The sequence below is a fragment of the Rhizobium sp. P28RR-XV genome, from assembly GCF_012641385.1.
Classification (GTDB): domain Bacteria; phylum Pseudomonadota; class Alphaproteobacteria; order Rhizobiales; family Rhizobiaceae; genus Rhizobium.
Genome location: NZ_JABAIG010000014.1, coordinates 25,848 through 42,628, shown reverse-complemented (window position 1 = coordinate 42,628; position 16,781 = coordinate 25,848). Strand labels below are relative to the sequence as shown.

Annotated in this window: 17 protein-coding genes; 8 read left to right on the top strand and 9 right to left on the bottom strand. The window is 58.2% G+C overall.

Annotation, left to right across the window (positions count from 1 at the left end; all coding sequences use genetic code 11):
- Window positions 1-25: 25 nt before the first annotated feature.
- The 5 genes from HGP12_RS26520 to HGP12_RS26500 all read right to left on the bottom strand — a co-directional run bounded on the left by HGP12_RS26520 (window position 26) and on the right by HGP12_RS26500 (window position 5,058).
- Window positions 26-1,099 (bottom strand): ABC transporter substrate-binding protein, encoded by a 1,074-nt coding sequence (locus HGP12_RS26520; RefSeq protein ID WP_168879685.1) that lies wholly within the window; start codon window positions 1,097-1,099, stop codon window positions 26-28.
- Between the two features lie 28 nt (window positions 1,100-1,127).
- Window positions 1,128-1,943, bottom strand: a complete 816-nt coding sequence (locus HGP12_RS26515) for an ABC transporter permease (RefSeq protein WP_168879684.1) — start codon at window positions 1,941-1,943, stop codon at window positions 1,128-1,130.
- Window positions 1,940-2,821 (bottom strand): ABC transporter permease, encoded by an 882-nt coding sequence (locus HGP12_RS26510; protein WP_168879683.1) that lies wholly within the window; start codon window positions 2,819-2,821, stop codon window positions 1,940-1,942. Before HGP12_RS26510 ends, HGP12_RS26515 begins: the two co-directional genes overlap by 4 nt.
- 75 nt (window positions 2,822-2,896) lie before the next feature.
- Window positions 2,897-4,174 (bottom strand): FAD-binding oxidoreductase, encoded by a 1,278-nt coding sequence (locus HGP12_RS26505; RefSeq protein WP_205926655.1) that lies wholly within the window; start codon window positions 4,172-4,174, stop codon window positions 2,897-2,899.
- A gap of 383 nt (window positions 4,175-4,557) precedes the next feature.
- A complete protein-coding gene (locus HGP12_RS26500; protein ID WP_168879682.1) occupies window positions 4,558-5,058 on the bottom strand; it encodes a substrate binding domain-containing protein in 501 nt (166 codons plus the stop codon).
- 98 nt (window positions 5,059-5,156) lie between these two features.
- Here HGP12_RS26500 and HGP12_RS26495 point away from each other — a divergent pair, with 98 nt between their 5' ends.
- From HGP12_RS26495 to HGP12_RS26475, 5 genes are all read left to right on the top strand, one after another.
- Window positions 5,157-5,732, top strand: a complete 576-nt coding sequence (locus HGP12_RS26495) for an isochorismatase family protein (protein WP_168879681.1) — start codon at window positions 5,157-5,159, stop codon at window positions 5,730-5,732.
- Between the two features lie 94 nt (window positions 5,733-5,826).
- A complete protein-coding gene (locus HGP12_RS26490; protein WP_168879680.1) occupies window positions 5,827-6,882 on the top strand; it encodes an alkene reductase in 1,056 nt (351 codons plus the stop codon).
- A gap of 56 nt (window positions 6,883-6,938) precedes the next feature.
- A complete protein-coding gene (locus tag HGP12_RS26485) occupies window positions 6,939-7,697 on the top strand; it encodes a pirin family protein (RefSeq protein ID WP_168879679.1) in 759 nt (252 codons plus the stop codon).
- A gap of 126 nt (window positions 7,698-7,823) precedes the next feature.
- Complete coding sequence (locus HGP12_RS26480; RefSeq protein WP_168879678.1) at window positions 7,824-9,419, top strand: MFS transporter; 1,596 nt, start codon at window positions 7,824-7,826, stop codon at window positions 9,417-9,419.
- Complete coding sequence (locus HGP12_RS26475) at window positions 9,416-10,456, top strand: HlyD family secretion protein (RefSeq protein ID WP_168879677.1); 1,041 nt, start codon at window positions 9,416-9,418, stop codon at window positions 10,454-10,456. The genes HGP12_RS26480 and HGP12_RS26475 overlap by 4 nt, the downstream gene beginning before the upstream one ends.
- 166 nt (window positions 10,457-10,622) lie before the next feature.
- Here HGP12_RS26475 and HGP12_RS26470 read toward each other — a convergent pair whose 3' ends face one another.
- From HGP12_RS26470 to HGP12_RS26460, 3 genes are all read right to left on the bottom strand, one after another.
- On the bottom strand, window positions 10,623-11,144 hold the full coding sequence (locus tag HGP12_RS26470; protein WP_168879676.1) for a hypothetical protein: 522 nt from the start codon (window positions 11,142-11,144) through the stop codon (window positions 10,623-10,625).
- A 303-nt stretch (window positions 11,145-11,447) separates the two neighbouring features.
- Window positions 11,448-11,624 carry a hypothetical protein gene (locus HGP12_RS26465; protein ID WP_168879675.1) on the bottom strand — a complete coding sequence of 59 codons (177 nt, stop codon included), beginning with the start codon at window positions 11,622-11,624 and terminating at the stop codon, window positions 11,448-11,450.
- A gap of 58 nt (window positions 11,625-11,682) precedes the next feature.
- Window positions 11,683-12,513, bottom strand: a complete 831-nt coding sequence (locus HGP12_RS26460; RefSeq protein WP_168879674.1) for a class II aldolase/adducin family protein — start codon at window positions 12,511-12,513, stop codon at window positions 11,683-11,685.
- 300 nt (window positions 12,514-12,813) lie between these two features.
- Here HGP12_RS26460 and HGP12_RS26455 point away from each other — a divergent pair, with 300 nt between their 5' ends.
- Genes HGP12_RS26455 through HGP12_RS26445 form a run of 3 tightly spaced genes read left to right on the top strand, consistent with a single transcriptional unit; the run spans window position 12,814 to window position 15,194 of the window.
- Window positions 12,814-13,671, top strand: a complete 858-nt coding sequence (locus tag HGP12_RS26455) for an ABC transporter ATP-binding protein (RefSeq protein WP_168879673.1) — start codon at window positions 12,814-12,816, stop codon at window positions 13,669-13,671.
- A gap of 9 nt (window positions 13,672-13,680) precedes the next feature.
- Complete coding sequence (locus HGP12_RS26450) at window positions 13,681-14,436, top strand: ABC transporter permease (RefSeq protein WP_168879672.1); 756 nt, start codon at window positions 13,681-13,683, stop codon at window positions 14,434-14,436.
- Window positions 14,415-15,194, top strand: a complete 780-nt coding sequence (locus HGP12_RS26445; RefSeq protein ID WP_168879671.1) for an ABC transporter permease — start codon at window positions 14,415-14,417, stop codon at window positions 15,192-15,194. The genes HGP12_RS26450 and HGP12_RS26445 overlap by 22 nt, the downstream gene beginning before the upstream one ends.
- A gap of 571 nt (window positions 15,195-15,765) precedes the next feature.
- Here the strand turns inward: HGP12_RS26445 and HGP12_RS26440 are convergent.
- Window positions 15,766-16,770 (bottom strand): ABC transporter substrate-binding protein, encoded by a 1,005-nt coding sequence (locus HGP12_RS26440; RefSeq protein WP_168879670.1) that lies wholly within the window; start codon window positions 16,768-16,770, stop codon window positions 15,766-15,768.
- Between the last annotated feature and the right edge of the window lie 11 nt (window positions 16,771-16,781).

Here is a 16,781-nt window from a genome sequence, read left to right as displayed (position 1 = left end):
CGCATCCGGGCCACGAATGGCAGCCTCAGCCGCCTGCCTTTACCTTTTCGAACATCTTGGCAAGATCGTCATTCTGCTTCATCGGGCCGGTAAACACGGTCGACTTTAGCATGGTCTCGGGATCCGCCGGCAGCTGCAGGTTCTCCAGTTGATCCTTCGGAACGGCAGCGAAAGCCGACGTGGTCGATGCACCATAGCCGTAGTTCTCGATCAGCGTCTTGCCCGAATCCGCCTCCAGACGGCTGTTGATGAAATCATAGGCGAGATCGGTATTCTTGGCATCCTTGAGCATGACGAAGCCGCAGGCCCAGGTCAGCATGCCTTCCTTCGGCTTCATGAATTCGACCGGTACGCCCTGTTTCTTCAAGGCGACGGCCGAAGCATTCCAGGTCATTGCCGCCACGAGCTGGCCGCTCGCAAGCGACTGCTCGACGGAGGTCATGTCGGTCGTGTAGGCGGAAACGAGCGGGCGCTGTTCGCGGAGCTTGTCGGCGACCTTGCCGATCTGCTCCTGCGTCATGTCGAAGGGGCTGACGCCGGCGAGCAGCGCGGCGACAACAGGCGTGTCGTGAACGGCGTCGATGGTCGCGATGCGGCCGGCATACTGCTTGTCCCACAACAGGTTCCAGCTCTGCTCGGGGTTCTTCACGAGGTCGGTGCGGTAAAGCACCGATGTATTGCCCCAATCCCAGGGAACCATCCAGACCTTGCCATCACCGGCCTGAAGATCCGGCAGGTTGCGGAAGACGGGGAATATCTTGTCCCAGTTCTTGATCTTGGCGGTCTCGATCGGCTGCAGCAGGCCCTCCTTGTTCCAGCGGGCCACCTTGTCGTAGCAGGGGTGGGCAATATCCGGATGGAAGCCTGCCTTCACCTTGGTAAAGGCATCGTCGTCGTCGCCGAAGACGGAGATGTCGACACTGTCGGGATGCGCCGCGGTGAACGCCTTGTGGAAATCGGGCAGCTCATAGCCCGACCACGTAAAATAGGTCAGCTTGTCGGCCGCCGCCGCCGGCAAGGTTAGCGATAGCGACAGGGCGATCGCCGTCAGGGCGCCGGATGCGCGTCTGGCGAAATGGCCTTTATGATCATGTTTCATGGCAGTTCTCCTCTTTGATTTTTTCATGTCAGGCGCTGGAAGATGATCGCGACAGACCGCGCTGACGCAGAAGCTCGGCACAGCCGGCGATAATGATCGATACGGCAAGGATCGCGGTCCCAAGCGCCATCACGGTCGGCAGCGACTTCGGAAAACGCAGCTGGCTCCAGATATAAAGCGGTAGAGTCGGTTGCGTGCCGGCCAGGAAGAAGGCGACGATGAATTCGTCGAACGAGGTGAGAAAGGCCAGCATGAAGGCCGATCCGACAGCTGGCAGTGCTAAGGGCAGCATGATGCGCCGGAAGGTGATCATTTCTCCCGCGCCGAGATCTTCGGCAGCCTCGGGAATGCTGCGCGGAATGGAGGCGAAGCGCCCACGCATGATGATGACGGTCGTCGGCAGGCAGACGAGAACATGGCCGAGCACGATCGCCAGCCGCGAGGGACCGAAGCCCAGGAGGTTCACGAGGATCAGCAGCGAAATGCCGACGACGACGCCCGGAATGAGGATCGGCAGGCGGGCGATGCCCGAAATCAGCCTGGCAAAGTGAGAGCGGACCTGGGTGTCCATATAGGCAATGGTGATGCCGCAGAGCGTCGCGATCGCAGCGGCGGCAAGCCCGATCGCCACGCTAGTCAACAGCGCGCCTGTCAGCGTCGCATTGCCAACAAGCGTTTCATACCACGCGAAGGTGAAGCCCTTCAGCGGGAAAGCCGCCTGAATGGAATCGTTGAAGGAGAATAGCGGGATCAGCGCGACCGGCAGATAAAGGAAGACGAGATAGAGCCCGACATACCAGCGCAGCCATCCACCGCCCGATGTTTTCGGCTGGGAGCGCTTCATGTGCGGCTCCCGAACAGACGATTGGCCTGGCGGACGATAAGGATCACGGCGAGAATGAGCAGCATGACCATGACCGCCAGCGCCGCGCCAAACGGCCAGTCATTGGCCTTGCCGAACTGCGCCTGCACTAGAGAACCGATCATCGTGCTCGCCGGTCCGCCGATCAGGGCCGGTGTGACGTAGTCGCCAACCGTCGGCACGAAGACAACGACCGCTGCCGACAAGACGCCCGGCATGGAATTCGGCAGGATGACCCGGCGAAACGTCGTGAAGGGCTTTGCGCCGAGATCGGCGGCAGCCTCCATCAGCGATTTCGGAATGGTCTCAAGCGCGACGAAGATCGGCAGGATCGCAAAAGGCGCGTAGGCATGGGCGAGCGTCAGCACCACGGCCGGGGGTGTATTGAGAAACAGCGTCGAGGGCTCGGAAGTAAGCCCCGAGAGCATCAGGGCCGAATTCAGCACGCCATTATAGGCGAGCACGATCTTCCAGGCGAAGACGCGAAGAAGATAGCTCGTCCAGAACGGCAGCGTCACGAGAAAGAGGATCAGGCCACGACGCTGACCGGCGTGAAAGGCCAGATAATAGGCGACGGGATAGGCCGTCACGACGGTGACCAGCGTGACCAGACCGGCAATCGTCAACGATCGGAGCGCGACGAGGCCATAGAGCGGATCGGTCAGCACCGTGGCGAAATTATCGAGGGACAGACCCGTGCCGAGCAGCGAGCCGTCATTGCTGCGTACCGATAGAAACAGCACGAGCGCCAGGGCGAAGAGGACGAGCACCAGGGTGACGAGCGCGCCGGGAGCGAGCATGACGCCACGGAAGAACCGTGTCCTGTCAAATGCCCTGGACGGAACCGCTGCATCAATCATGGCATCGCCTACATGGAAATGAAATTTCTTCTATAATTTTCATTTTTATGAAAGTGTCAAGAAGCGATTCATATCCTACTTTTCGACGGCATCCAGCAACCGGTACCACGCGATGGTCGCGGCAACCCCGATCTGCCAGAAGGCGTGAAACGGGATCGGCCGGATGGGGCTGACCGGAAACGGCAGCACGGCGGCGTCTCCGGTTTCGATGTAACGCGCGAACCGCTGACCGAGCGCCGTCATCATGCCAACGCCGCGTCCCTGGCACCCAACCACCGTCAGCAGGCCGGGCTCCGGCTGGTGAATATGCGGTAGGTGATCCGGTGTCACCGCGACACGTCCGAACCAGCGATGCTCGATCGGAATGCCCGCGAGCGCGGGATACAGCCGCCGCATGGCGCGCTCCAGATGCTTCCAATCTGCCTCGCTCTTCGGCTCCGCCATCCTTCCGCGGCCACCCAGAACAAGACGGCCATCAACGCTCTTGCGGTAATAGACAAGGATGCGGCGAGAGTCGGAGACGGCCTGCTTCCCGGGCAGGATTACCCTTTGAAGCGCATCCGGAAGCGGTGCCGTTGCGATCTGGAACGAGTGCAGCGGCACGATGGTGCGGGCGAGCCCCGGCAGCAATTCGTCGCTATAGGCATTGGTGGCAATCACGACAAACCGCGACCGGATCGATTGGCCGGCCGTGGTTTTTACCGTCCACGCACCATTTTCCCGGCTGATCGACACCGCTTTGGCACCCTCGGCGATGCGCACTCCTGCTTTCTCCGCCATCAAAGCCAGTTGCGTTACGAAGGCCAACGGATCGATGATGCCGGCACGGCTGTCGAGCCAGCCACCCAGATAGCCCCGCGCACCCGTCAGCCTTTCGATCTCGTCCGCATCGAGCATGCGGACATCGGCTCCCCGGGCCCGCCATTGCCGATCGCGACGCTGTGCCGTTGCGAGCGCCTTCTCCGTATGGGCCGCCTGGATCCAGCCATTGCGGGTCCGCGGAACGTCCAGCCCCTCGCGATCGATCAGATCGAAAACGGCATCCGCGGTGGACTGGGCAAAATCGATCAGCGCCTCGCCGCGGACCTGGCCAAAATGCTCAAGAAGCCATTCAGGGTCGTATTTCAGGCCGGGTATGACTTGTCCGCCGTTCTGGCCGGATGCGCCGGTGCCTATTTCGTTTTTGTCGATTACCCGTACCGATTTTCCTAGCCTGGCGAGTTCGAGCGCTGTGGAGAGCCCCAAGAAACCTGCACCGATGACCGTGATGTCAACGCCCTCTTCCTGCGCTAGCGGCGCTGGCGAAATTCTACCACCTGATGGGGCATTCCAAACAGAGCGGGAAAAAGGCATCGTCAGTCTCCAATTGATATACGTGAAAAACCATAACCGAGTTTCAAAAATGTGAAATAGATTTTTGCCCTTTGGTAGTCGGGTCAGGGGCTGAGCGATTTGCTCGATAAGCAGCTTGATCCTGGATAAGCTGATGTTTGGATCTGAGAGCACCCTCCCGACGAAGGTGGTACACTTGCATGGCTATGCAATTCCAAGCGAGCGTTGCGAAGTCGGGCTGACGTTTGGCTGTTGTAACACAGAGGACATCCGCCAAAGCGGAGTGACAAACAACGGGCCTCGTCACGGCATATGCCGAGCGTGCGGGAACATACGAATTACGATGGGCTGCCGAACCGGGAAGTTTCCGTTGAGTTTTTGGCATCAAGAATGGCTTTGAACTCTCAAAACGAGTCTGATCGCCATTTTTCTTTGAGGAAGTCCACGAAACGCTGGGTTTTGGCAGGGAGTAGCCTGGTCTCAGTGATTGCATTGATTGCTATCGGCGTTGCTTCCCAATCGGACATGATCCTTCGAATGTTCCCCCTGGCAACATCCACTTCGGCAACACGCTCCGCCAGCACAGCTATGCCCAACCCAAGACCACAAAGACGTTGAACCATTCCGACATTGTTCATCAGGAAGCGCCCCTGAACGGTCGCCTCAACTGTTTCCTCTTGTCTCTTAAGCGTCCAGCTATCGGCCTCCGTCGTGCGGAGCCGAAGGCACTGGTGCTTGATAAGTTCGTCCGGATGAGCAGGTTCACCAGCCCTCTCTAGATATTGAGGCGAGGCGTAGAGCATGCGGGGGAGACGAAAGAGGAGACGGGTGATGAGATTAGAATCAGGTGACTGTCGTCCAGAGATGTCAATGTATTGCTCCAATAGTGGCATATTGAGTTCCATTTCCTCCTGTTTATCTCAAAAAAGATTGGAGCTATCAAGTTCCTCAATTCAACGAGTGGCGTCGTTCCCTTGCCGCTCAACATCCACGGAGAAACATCATGAGCTTTACAAGATTGAAAGCCGAAGACGCAGCAGTTCTTCTGATCGACCACCAGGTTGGTACGATGGGTTGGGTTGGTTCGACGACCTTCGACGAAATGAAGAAGAATGCAATCATTCTCGCGAAGGCTGCAAAGATCCTCAACATGCCGGCAGTGTTGACCACGAGCATGGAAGATGCGCCTCAAGGCCCGCTTATCAGTGAACTGGAAGAAATCCTTCCAGCCGAATTCGCGGGTCGCGTCAAGCGCGCCGGCATCGTGAACGCGATGGACGACGAAGCGTTTGCCGCCGCCGTGAAAGCAACCGGTCGTAAAAAGCTGATTGTTGCCGGCGTTACCAATGATGTGTGCACAGTTTACCCGGCCCTGACACTGGTCAGCATGGGTTACGAAGTACAGGTTGTCGCTGACGCTGGCGGTTCGCCAACGAAGATCGCTGATGATATCGCCTTGCGCCGTATGGAAAAGGCGGGCGTCACATTGACTAGCACCAATCAGTTGATTGCTGAGCTCGCCGGGACCTGGAGCACGCCAGAAGGCGGCCAACTCGCCCAGGCTTTGATGTTGGGCTGACCTGCCTTGTCTCAGCCACGCCGTCAGGTGCGGCTGAGACAATCGGCCACCAGGGGCCTAACCGAGACCCTCCACAGACATGAAGGAATTGAACATGACTGACATTTGGCAACCTGTTGACCTGGGTTCTGTCCATCTGCCGAACCGTTTGGCCATGGCGCCAATGACCCGTAGTCGCGCAAAGCCAGACGGCACACCGGGCGAGCTTGCGTCAGAATATTACGCGCAGCGCGCTACGGCCGGGCTGCTGATCAGTGAAGGAACTCAGCCCTCCGATGATGGGCAGGGATACCTTGCGACGCCTGGAATTTATAACGATGCGCATGTCGCTGGATGGCGAGAAGTGACATCGGCGGTGAAGGCACAGGGCGGTCGGCTCTATATTCAGCTGATGCATGTCGGACGCGTATCGCATCCGGATAACACGCCTCACCACAGGCAGCCCGTTGCTCCATCTGCCATCGCACCTGGTGCCCAGATGTTCACAGCAACCGGCATGCTCGACATTCCCGAACCTCGCGCGCTCTCGGATAGCGAGATCCAGAAGACAATTCAGGATTTCCGCAACGCAGCGCGTTGCGCCATCGAGGCTGGTGCGGATGGTGTCGAAATCCACGGCGCCAACGGCTATCTGGTTCACCAGTTCATCGCTCCAAGCGCGAACGTCAGAACCGATGACTACGGCGGTTCGATCAAAAATCGCGCGCGTTTCGCGATTGAGGTCGCTAAAGCGATCTCAGAAGAAATCGGACCCGAGCGGACAGCCATCCGCCTGTCCCCAGGCGTACCCATGAATGGGATCGACGAAGGGCCGGAGGGTCCTGATCTCTACCGCTACCTCGTGGAAGAGCTCGACAAGCTCAATCTGTCCTATCTTCATCTTTTGCATATCGGAAATGAGCAATTGCTTGCCGACATCCGCAAACGGTGGCGGACCGTGCTGATCGTCAATCGACCCGGCCGAGCGCGCGATCTTATCGGTTCTGACGTCACGGCCGGGAACGCCGATATCGAGGCCTATGGCCAATTCGTATTGGCCAACCCTGACTTTGTCTCCCGTCTCAAAGCTGGCGCGCCTTTCAATGAGGCCGACCGCAATACGTTTTATGCCGGCGGTGCAGAAGGCTACGTCGACTATCCAACACTGTAATGATTTCGGCGCCGGCGGTGCAAAACCCCGCCGGCGCGATCTCGAAGGAAACAATTATGCGCCTCCCTTTGAAACTCGACCGCTCGATGAAACGCAGACACGGATCTGGCGGATTTGGCATCGAAATCCTTTGGCCGGGCCTTATCGACCGGGAAAGTGGTGACAGCGGCATCGGCGCAATCGGCCGGATCGACCATGCGCGCGTCTTGCCCGGTACGGTCGTATCCATGCATCCTCATAAGGACGACGAGATCCTCACTTACCTTCGCAGCGGCACCGTCCTCCATCTCGATACGGTCGGCCAGTCTGAACGGCTTTCCAACACTCGGCTGATGTTGATGAACGCCGGCCATACGTTTCAGCATGAGGAGCAGGTTCAGGTCGATGGCGGCCCTCTGCAAGGGCTGCAGATCTTCGTGCGGCCGAACGCGCCCGATCTGGAGCCAATGGTTCAGTTCCATGATTTCCCTACCGTCCACAGCGAGAACGAGTGGCGACTGATCGCAGCTCCTGAGGACGCTCCGCTTATCTTCCGTGCTGATGCCTGGATCCACGACATGCGACTCGCACCTGGTATGTCGGCTCAGCTCCCACCTGCGCCCGAAGGTGATATCCAGCGTCTGGTCTACGTCTTCTCCGGACAAGCCTCGGCAGGGGGCATTACGCTTAGCACAGGCGAAAGCGTGCTCATTACCGGTGACGACCTGACGGTTGTTGCGGATCAGGAAACCGACCTGGTTCTGTTTACGACCAATCGCGCAGCCCAATCTTTCGCGGAGGGCATGTTCAGCGGCAATGTCCTGGGTTCCAGGTAATCGGGGTGACGACGTCTACCCGTTGCCGACACATCGATTGAAAGATGATTGCTCGCTTCCGCCAATCGGCCACGGGTTGGCAGCCTGACACATTCCTGAAATTTAGCGCCCGATTTAAAGGTTGCCATGAGCTTAGCCCCGTCAGTGCGAGATGTCACGCCGCCCAACGCCGTGCCGCAACCTGAATTTGACGCCCGTCTTGCGGTAGGTCTGCTTGGCGTATTGCTGGCAGCAATGACTGCAGGGCTGATCGGTCGCGTTCCCGGCCTGGTTCTGGCCGACCTGCAAGGTGCAATGGGGGTTGGGCGCGACGAAGGCTCGTGGCTGACGACTGCATATTCCGCCGGTGAGCTTGCAGCGATGCCCTTTGCGACGTGGTTCGCGACGACGTTTTCCTTGCGTCGTTTTCATTTGGCCATGCTCGCCTGCGCGCTGGCGATAAGTACCGTTATCCCCTTTGTCGAGGATTTAAGCTTGCTGCTTGGCTTGCGCCTTGTCCAGGGCATGGTGGCCGGGGCCTTAATCCCGATCCTGATGATGTCGGCGCTGCGCTTCCTCCCCGCTTCGATCAAGCTCTATGGCTTGGCACTCTTCGCGCTCACGGCAACCTTTTCGCCAAACGTTGCACTCTGGCTGGCTGCCCTTTGTGTGGACCGCCTTGATGATTGGAGGTGGGTCTACTGGCACGTCGTTCCACCTGGGCTTTTCGCAGGAATCCTGGTTGCGTGGGGAATACCGAAATCCCCTCTCATTCTGTCCCGTTTACCGCAGGGGAACTGGCTGGGAATGTTGCTTGGGTTGCCTGGGCTCGCTTTGCTGGTCGTCGGCGTCGACCAAGGCGTCAGGCTCGAATGGTTTCATTCTCCGCTTATCTCTGCTTCACTCCTCGTAGGTGGGGCATTCACCACTTTATATCTCGTTAGCGAGTGGCTCCACCCAGCGCCGTTCGTGAGCCTAAAACTGCTCGCGCGCAGAAACCTATGGCTGGGCTTCATTGTTTTTGTCTTCATGCTGATGACGCTGTCCACTGGGGTTACTTTGCCCGCCAATGTTTTGTCGAGCTTGCAAGGCTTTAGAATGGAGCAGAGCGCGCCGCTTGGCCTCATCGTAGGTTTGCCACAACTGATCCTTGGGCCGCTGGTGGCCTTCCTGCTGTATCAACGATGGGTTGACGCCCGCCACGTGTTTGCGACCGGATTGGCGTGCATATCCGCGGCTTGCTGGATCGCATCCGACATCACGGATGAATGGATGGTACATCAGTTTCTTCCTGTGGAGGTGTTGCACGCCGTCGGCCAACCCATGGCAATTATCTCGCTCTTATTCTTGGCGACAAGCGTCGTGCAGCCCGCGGAAGGAGCATTCGTTGCCGGTCTGGTCAACATCCTTCGGGTGTTTAGTGCAACCCTCAGCAGTGCATTCATCGGAGAGATGACCGCCCAGCGAAGCCAATTTCATTCAGAATTGCTTCTTGACCATGCTGCGCTTCAGGTCGCGCGTCTACCTACAGCCGACGGTTTGACGAGCACCTTAGCAACTGTCGTCACCCAACAGGCCAGCGTCCTCGCGACGGCAGATATCTATAGAATATTCGGCACCGTCGCGATGCTCCTCATCCCACTGGTCCTTTGCCTTCAAAGGATCCCAGCCCCTCAAACAGCATCCTCGCCGACAGCTCCAGAATTCCCCCAACGCTCCAACGCTGAAATGACCCGGTCATGAACCTTCTTACGTCCTCCCGTATTGCAATTGGCGTCTGTGCTCTCTCAGCATTGGCTGCTGGGTACTATTTTCTCAATCAACCTGAGGCGGAAGCCTCTGAACAAAGCACCGCGGATGCTTATGTTCAGGCGGACTTCACGGTGGTCGTTCCGCAGGTCGCCGGCGTCATCACACGTGTCGCCGTCTCCGATAATCAGTCCGTAGAGGCTGGTGCTCTCCTTGCGGAAATCGATGACCGCAGCCTTCGTATTGCGGTGGACAACGCCGCTGCCCAGGTTGCTGGTGCAGAAGCCAATATCGAGAGCCTTAAGGCACAGATCATTCGCCAGGAAAGTGCGATCGAACAGGCGCGCGCCGCCGTCGCAGCGTCGGAGGCGAACCTTAAGTTCGCCGAACTTGACAAGGACCGTACGGCCAATCTCGCAACCGCTGGAACCGGGTCGGTTCGTTCTCGGGAAGAGGCGCAAGCGCAATGGGACACGCAGCGGGCCGCACTTGAACGAGACAAGGCAGGGCTTCATTCGGCTGAGCAGCAGACCGGAATCCTGAATGCCGACCTTGAAAGCGGCAAGGCGGATTTGTTAAAGGCCGAGGCTGCAAGAGCGTCGGCGCAATTGAACCTGTCCTATGCGCGCGTGACCGCGCCAGTCTCTGGTGTCGTCGCTCAATTGAAGGCCCGCGTCGGCGGGTATGCCAGTATCGGCGACCCCTTGCTGACCGTGGTTCCACTTGATGCACTCTATATCGATGCCAATTTCAGGGAGACCCAGATGGCCCGGCTCGCTGTCGGTCAACCCGTCAAATTGCTTGTTGATGCTCTCCCGGGCGTCGTGTTGATGGGACGGGTTGCTAGCCTTGGACCGGCCAGTGGTGTGAGTTTTTCGACAGTTGCACCCCACAATGCAACAGGGAACTTTACGAAGATCGCGCAGCGGCTGCCTGTTCGCATTCACCTCGATCCAGGTCAAAAAAATATTGATCGACTTCGTGTCGGGATGTCAGTCCAACCAACGATAGATGTGATGGCTCAGCGGTGATGGACGTCCGCGATCCTTGTGGGAATGTTCCGGCGCATTGGACGTCGGAAAAAGGTTTGTGCATTCGCTTCGAGCAAGGTTTTGGAATAAGCCGATTTTTCATTGAACTCAATAAAAGGACCACATCGGCGTCTGCCGACGTCGCTACCGATCCAAGCGGCATTGCCTACCCTGCCGACGACTGGGCGGCATATGGAGGCACCAATCTCGGCCAGCGGCCCTGAAGGATGTCAATATCGACAACGTCAAGGGGCTGAAGGTTGCCTGAGAACACCATACCGGCGATCTGCGCAAGGCCGATCGAGACTCCTCCGAATACACGTTCGAAGCAACGCCGATCAAAGTGAACGGCGCGCTCCATTTCTGCACGCCGCACAACGTCATCCAGTCGCTCGAGCCGCAAACCGGCAAGGTTGGCTGGTCGTTCGACCCGATGATGAAGCGCGACCCGTTCTATCAGCACCAGACCTGCCGCGGCGTGTCGTGGAATGATTCGACGGCTTATGCTGCTCCAGCCGACATCGCGCCTGATCAGCAGGCAGCGACTGCTGCCGCCGCGGCCGAGTGCCCGCGCCGCATCATCGCCTCGACGGTCGATGCCCGCCTCTATGCGCTCAGCGCCGATACCGGCGCGCTGTACATCTGTCCTCGTTACTTCCCATCCAGCGCGCCCGGGAAGCAGAGCCACGTCCTGCTTCCCGGGCCAGCGCGAGCGGTGGGCTGGAGGGGCACCATACGCTTCGCGCGGAACCGCCTGAGCGGAGGCCTGTTTAGGGGAGAGAAGGGGCATAGCCCATTTGCTCCCTCCGGACGGATTACAACGCGCCAAGTCTGCGCGGCCTGGCTTGCGAACTTTCGCCGATCGCGCGAAGGACCGTCACGCGCACACGCCGAAGCCGTGAGGGTTCAACGGAGGTGCAAGGTGCTGGACAAGGGCCCACTCCGGAGGAGGCTCTACAACCCGAACGGCGCGAGGCGTGGTGGCTCTAATCTAGTGGAGTTGATTATCGTGCATGTGTTCCGCCTCCCATGCGTCGAACTCCTCGAGAACTTCCTCGACGGCCGACCATTCCGGATACGTGGAGAGTAGGAAATCTGGGATCAGGGGAGCGCGCGCGATCTGGATCGAAGCCTCCGACTGCAGAACCTCGCTGGCACCGGGGCTCATTAAGGCAACGCATTCGGCCTCTGAGCGGCTGAAGCGGTCCCTCGATCGACATTGAGTTTCATCCCGTCGAACAAGCTTCGGCGCTGGCGAGGGCTGCTGATGCTCGCCACGTCGCCACCGCTTCCTCTCGCCACAAGTTCCAAGCCCGGTCGATCTGGCTTGAAACAGAAACATCCGTTGCCTCGCCTTCTGCTGCCGACAGATATGTAACCGTCCCGAGTCGCAGCGCTTCCGACTGAAGTTTCGCGTTGGTTTCCGTGTATACGGCTCGGAATACGGCCTGACGGAGCGTTGAACCGACTACAGTTGATCCGTGTCCGCGCATGAGGACGACATTTCTCGAACCGAGCGTTGTTGCCAACGCGGCTCCCTGCTGCCCGTTGCGAACAAGCAGATCGCTTCCGTCGCCACAAACCTCCCGGATCTCGAAGATCGGCGTGCTGTCGCCAATGAAGCCGCTCATATGGCAGACCGCCCGGAAGGGGACGCTCTTGACCACGCCAAAGGGAACCACAGATGGCGAATGACTGTGAACAACTGCAATTACGTCCGGACGAGCCTTATAGACCTCGCTATGAATAAACCGTTCCAGATAGACCGGTCGGCCCGCTGCGTCGACGGGATTGCCGGCGAGATCGAATTCTACGATGTCGCCTTCGGTTACGAGCGCCGGCGCCATGTTGCGGGCCAGCAGAAACCGGTCAGGTCGCTTGTCGTGTCGAACGCTCACATGGCCGAATGCATCTAGGACGCCTTGTTGAAAAAGGATTCTGTTTGCGATCGCCAGTTCCCGAACCAGTTCGATGTCTGGACGCTCCGTGGGATCACCTCTGTCGTCAACTTGCGAAGCGGATCCGGCTTCCGCGCCTGAAGTACATGCACAGACCATTATTTCCTCCCAAACAGCCCTGGTTTTCGATGTCGCACGGGTAATGCGCATATGAATTGATGGCGGCCGTAACCTTCGGATTAAAAAACTGATTGACAGAGTACTGTTTGTCAACAACTCTTCGTCAGTATTCTGACGTTCCGGTCCTACCGGAAGTCGGATGCGGGAGATAGCTGAGATTGGGCGCAAGCCTCACGCCAAATTCCATATCCTAGTGAGAGTCACACGGCGGAAGCGGAGGCTGCCATTGTGTTGGGGGAGGCGGGTGGCACGCAAGTCCAATAGTTTTGGAGGAGAGACATGATGACTGGCTCTGAAGGACCAAAGCTCCGTGCGTCCGATACGGTGCGATCTGCGCAACCGGTACTGACGATCAAACATATAGTCATGGGCTTCAATACGCGCGAAGGCGCGATCAAGGCGGTAGACGGCATATCTTTCGACATGGCTCCGGGTGAATTTGTCTCGATTATCGGGCCTTCGGGTTGCGGGAAGTCGACGCTTTTCAACATCGTCGGCGGACTGCTGCGCGGATATGATGGTGAGGTGGCGGTTGGAGGCGAACAGATCTCCGGACCTCACCCCGGCATCGGAATGGTATTCCAAGAAGAATCAACCTTCCCATGGAGGACTGTCCTCGACAATGTGGCGTTTCCACTCGAGATACAGGGTATCGCCAAGGAGGAGCGCTATGCTCGTGCGCGGCGTTTCATTCAAATGGTTGGCCTCGACGGTTTTGAGAAACGCTTCCCCTCAGAACTGTCCGGCGGCATGCGACAACGGGTGGCGATAGCCCGCACACTGGCATTCCAGCCAAAGATCCTGCTTATGGACGAGCCTTTCGGTGCGCTTGACGAGCAGACCCGGCTGCTTCTGGGAGGCAAGGTGCTGCAGATCCAGCAGGAGTTGATGCAGACAACTCTGCTGATCACGCACAGCATCACAGAGGCCGTCCAGCTCTCCGACCGGGTCGTGATCATGACCTATCGGCCAGGCAAGGTGAAGCGCATCATCGATATCGATCTCCCCAGGCCGAGGACGTCCGAAGTGGTCAGCAGCGATGCTTTCGGTCGTTATGTGGCAGCCATATGGAATGACTTGCGTGACGAGGCAAGCCGCGGCATGACAGATTCAGAAGCACGTGGACGCGAGGATTGAGAGGGTGTTATGAGCCTCAAGTTTTTAGGCCCGCGCTTCACGGGTATCGCCAGTTTTCTTGCGATGGCTTTCGTCATCGAGGGCGCGATCCGCATCGGCCTGATCAGCCAGTACGTTGTACCGTTGCCATCCGATATCCTATTCGGCTTCCGGCAGGTGATCACCGAGGAAAACCTGTTGAGCCGCATTCTGCTGACGTTCGGTGAAGTTCTCGCCGCGGGTGCTCTTGTGGCGGTCTTCGGCATATCGATCGGCGTGTTGCTTGATCGCCTCCAGACGCTGAAGCGAGCCACCGAGACCTTCATCGCCGCCTTCGCGGCCGCGCCCATCGTATTGGCCTATCCGCTTTTCATGGTGATCTTTGGCCGCAACGCGTTGACCATTATCATGATTGGGTTCGTGGCAGGCCTTGCGCCGGTCATACTCAAGACGATCGAGGGAATGTCGGGGGTCAGGGGTTCGCTGCTTAACGTCGGGCGAAGCTTCAATCTCACCCCGCAGCAGCAGTTTTGGAAAATACAGTTTCCAGCTGCCGTCCCGACCATTTTCACCGGCCTGCGCTTAGGGTTGATCTTTACGATGATCACCATCGTGGGGGTCGAGTTCCTTATCAACTTCGGAGGCCTCGGCCAGCTGATTAACGAACTGGCTGAGCGCTACGAACTTGCCGGAACATATGCGGCGATCGTCTTCGTCGTCTTCATCAGCATTGCTTTTTTCACGATTCTGGAGAGCGTTGAGTCATGGCTACGACCGAAAAACTGAGCGCTGTTCACTCCACCGGCAAAAGGGATTACATCACGGTTGTACAGATTGCGCTCGCGCTTGGCGTTCTAATTCTATGGGAGGCCGTAGCCGCGTCAGGGCTCTTGTTCAAGGATGTCGTTCCCTCGACCTTCCTGATCGCGCGCGCCTTTATGGGCTTAATTGTCCAGCCTGAGTTCTATGCCAACCTTGCGGTGACGGGCATCGAGGTTCTATCGGCCCTCGTCGTCGGCGGGCTAGCAGGTCTGGCGGTTGGCTTCGTTCTCGGCGGCAGCCGGTTTCTCGGATCCGCCTACGAGCCGTATGTCCACTATTTGGCGCCGACGCCGAAGATCATCTTCTTCCCCATCATGATCATGTGGTTTGGCGTCGGTCCTGGCTCCAAGGTTGCCATGGGCTTCCTGTCGTGTTTTTTTCCGATTGCGCTTAGCGTCGCCGCCGGCATGCGCCAGATCGATAAAGTCCTTATCCGCGTCGGAATAAGCTTTCACGCAAATCCATGGCAGATGGTCACGAAGATCTATCTTCCTGCAATGCGGGCTCCCGCGATCAATGGTGTCCGGCTTGGCTTGGGTGTCGCTATTATCGGAGTCCTTCTTGCGGAGACCAAACTGGCCAGCCAGGGTCTGGGCTTCATGATCATCAACAGCTATTCGCGTTTCGACATGCCGGCCATGTACGCGCTGTTGATCTTTGTCTTTTGCGTTGCCGCTCTCCTGAATGCGCTGCTTAACAAGCTGGCAGTTGAGAAGCGTTGATCGGCAAATATCGGTTTTTTTGTAGAGGGCCGCGTTCCTTCCTCGATCTCGCCTCCAGTGCATCTGGTGTGCCACGCGAGAACCGGGTGGTAAGAAGGCGACACGGATGACCACCGTCGATCGGGGGCATGCAAACCTGATTGAACAACGGGATGACCGATGTTTTGAATATCTCGACAGAGAGGATGGTTGGAACTTCCGCTTAAATGGGTGTGAGTGTGACCGACACAAGGTTAGCGAGCGCATGTGCAAGACTAGTTTCTTGCCGCTGATCATGCGGAAGGTGCCCCGGTGGCCGTACATAGCTGGCGTCGTGCAGCATGCCTGACAAACCGTTCTCGGCCGGTGTGGGCCACGGAGCCGTCCATGATCGCGGTACTGGTCGAATCTGACGCGAGTATCTTGAAAAACCTGCCGACCTGAACACCCTTATGCTGAACGATCGTGATATGCGAAGTGCTGGATAAGACCAGGGCTCGACTAAAACAGGCCGACGTGTAACGTCTTCAATGTCGGGGATCTGTGGTAGCGCCCACAGCCGTTCGGCTGGGACGCAACCATCCCGTGCGAGTTAGTTCGCCGTGGCGATGATCTGCACACCTTCGCGCAGCTGAGCTTCAGTCAGCGGGTTCGCAAGGAACTTAAACTTGACCCCGTCGGCGACGAGCTTGTCGATCGCAGTAAAGCGGCTTGGGTCCAGAGCAGCCTTTGGGAAATAATCGTTGCGTGTTCGCATGGCCGCCTTGTCGGAGATACCCGCAAATTTAGCGTAGGTTTCGACAGCCTCATTGCTGGAATAGAGCCAGTCCAACGTTTCCCGATAGGCTGCGAAGAAGCGCGTAAACTCCTCCCTTCGTGTTTCGAGACCACGTGCGTGGCAGATGAAGCTGCGCACAGTCTGATCTCGCATAGACGTCGCCCCGTCGCCCCGGAACAGCTCACGGATATCGCTGTCCATACGGTCAAGACCGAATGGTGCGGAGCTCCAGCCGACGTCAATTTGGCCGGACATGACCTGCGTAAAAGTCGTCGGCAACGCACCGCTTGCGACGAGTTGCATGCTCGGGTTTTCCTGAGCCTGCAAGTTCAATGCCGCCTGATGGGTCGACGACCCGATCGTCGAAAAGCCAACGGTCTTGCCATCGAGATCCTTCATCGACTTGATCGGAGAGGATTTTTTCACGTACCAATACATCTCGTTGACGCCGGTCATCTCGCCGCCGATGATCCGCAGGGGAGCGCCTTTCGCGATCGCGCCGAGCACGCCGAGGGTCCCTGCCGCTGCCCCCATGTCGACGCTTTGTGACATGACGGCTTGGATCGTTTCACCGCCGCCTTGCGTATAGGTGATCCCGAGGGCAATGCCGTGGCGCTTGAATATCCCGGCATTCTGGCCCATCTCGCAAACCGATGAATCCCAGTTCCCGCGCTGGCCGATGGCGATCTTGATCTGGGATTCCTGCGCCCATGCTTGGCGGGAGATGATGGCAAACGCCGGACCTCCTAGTGCCAGCGTGACTATCGCGCGTCTCCTGCTTATTCCGTGATTTTCGGTACCACCTGTCCTCGATTGCATTTCGCCCTCCC

Coding starts and splice junctions, on each gene's coding strand:
- HGP12_RS26520 (WP_168879685.1), bottom strand. CDS start 1,099: ATGAAACATGATCATAAAGGCCATTTCGCCAGACGCGCATCCGGCGCC.
- HGP12_RS26515 (WP_168879684.1), bottom strand. CDS start 1,943: ATGAAGCGCTCCCAGCCGAAAACATCGGGCGGTGGATGGCTGCGCTGG.
- HGP12_RS26510 (WP_168879683.1), bottom strand. CDS start 2,821: ATGATTGATGCAGCGGTTCCGTCCAGGGCATTTGACAGGACACGGTTC.
- HGP12_RS26505 (WP_205926655.1), bottom strand. CDS start 4,174: ATGCCTTTTTCCCGCTCTGTTTGGAATGCCCCATCAGGTGGTAGAATT.
- HGP12_RS26500 (WP_168879682.1), bottom strand. CDS start 5,058: ATGGAACTCAATATGCCACTATTGGAGCAATACATTGACATCTCTGGA.
- HGP12_RS26495 (WP_168879681.1), top strand. CDS start 5,157: ATGAGCTTTACAAGATTGAAAGCCGAAGACGCAGCAGTTCTTCTGATC.
- HGP12_RS26490 (WP_168879680.1), top strand. CDS start 5,827: ATGACTGACATTTGGCAACCTGTTGACCTGGGTTCTGTCCATCTGCCG.
- HGP12_RS26485 (WP_168879679.1), top strand. CDS start 6,939: ATGCGCCTCCCTTTGAAACTCGACCGCTCGATGAAACGCAGACACGGA.
- HGP12_RS26480 (WP_168879678.1), top strand. CDS start 7,824: ATGAGCTTAGCCCCGTCAGTGCGAGATGTCACGCCGCCCAACGCCGTG.
- HGP12_RS26475 (WP_168879677.1), top strand. CDS start 9,416: ATGAACCTTCTTACGTCCTCCCGTATTGCAATTGGCGTCTGTGCTCTC.
- HGP12_RS26465 (WP_168879675.1), bottom strand. CDS start 11,624: ATGAGCCCCGGTGCCAGCGAGGTTCTGCAGTCGGAGGCTTCGATCCAG.
- HGP12_RS26460 (WP_168879674.1), bottom strand. CDS start 12,513: ATGGTCTGTGCATGTACTTCAGGCGCGGAAGCCGGATCCGCTTCGCAA.
- HGP12_RS26455 (WP_168879673.1), top strand. CDS start 12,814: ATGATGACTGGCTCTGAAGGACCAAAGCTCCGTGCGTCCGATACGGTG.
- HGP12_RS26450 (WP_168879672.1), top strand. CDS start 13,681: ATGAGCCTCAAGTTTTTAGGCCCGCGCTTCACGGGTATCGCCAGTTTT.
- HGP12_RS26445 (WP_168879671.1), top strand. CDS start 14,415: ATGGCTACGACCGAAAAACTGAGCGCTGTTCACTCCACCGGCAAAAGG.
- HGP12_RS26440 (WP_168879670.1), bottom strand. CDS start 16,770: ATGCAATCGAGGACAGGTGGTACCGAAAATCACGGAATAAGCAGGAGA.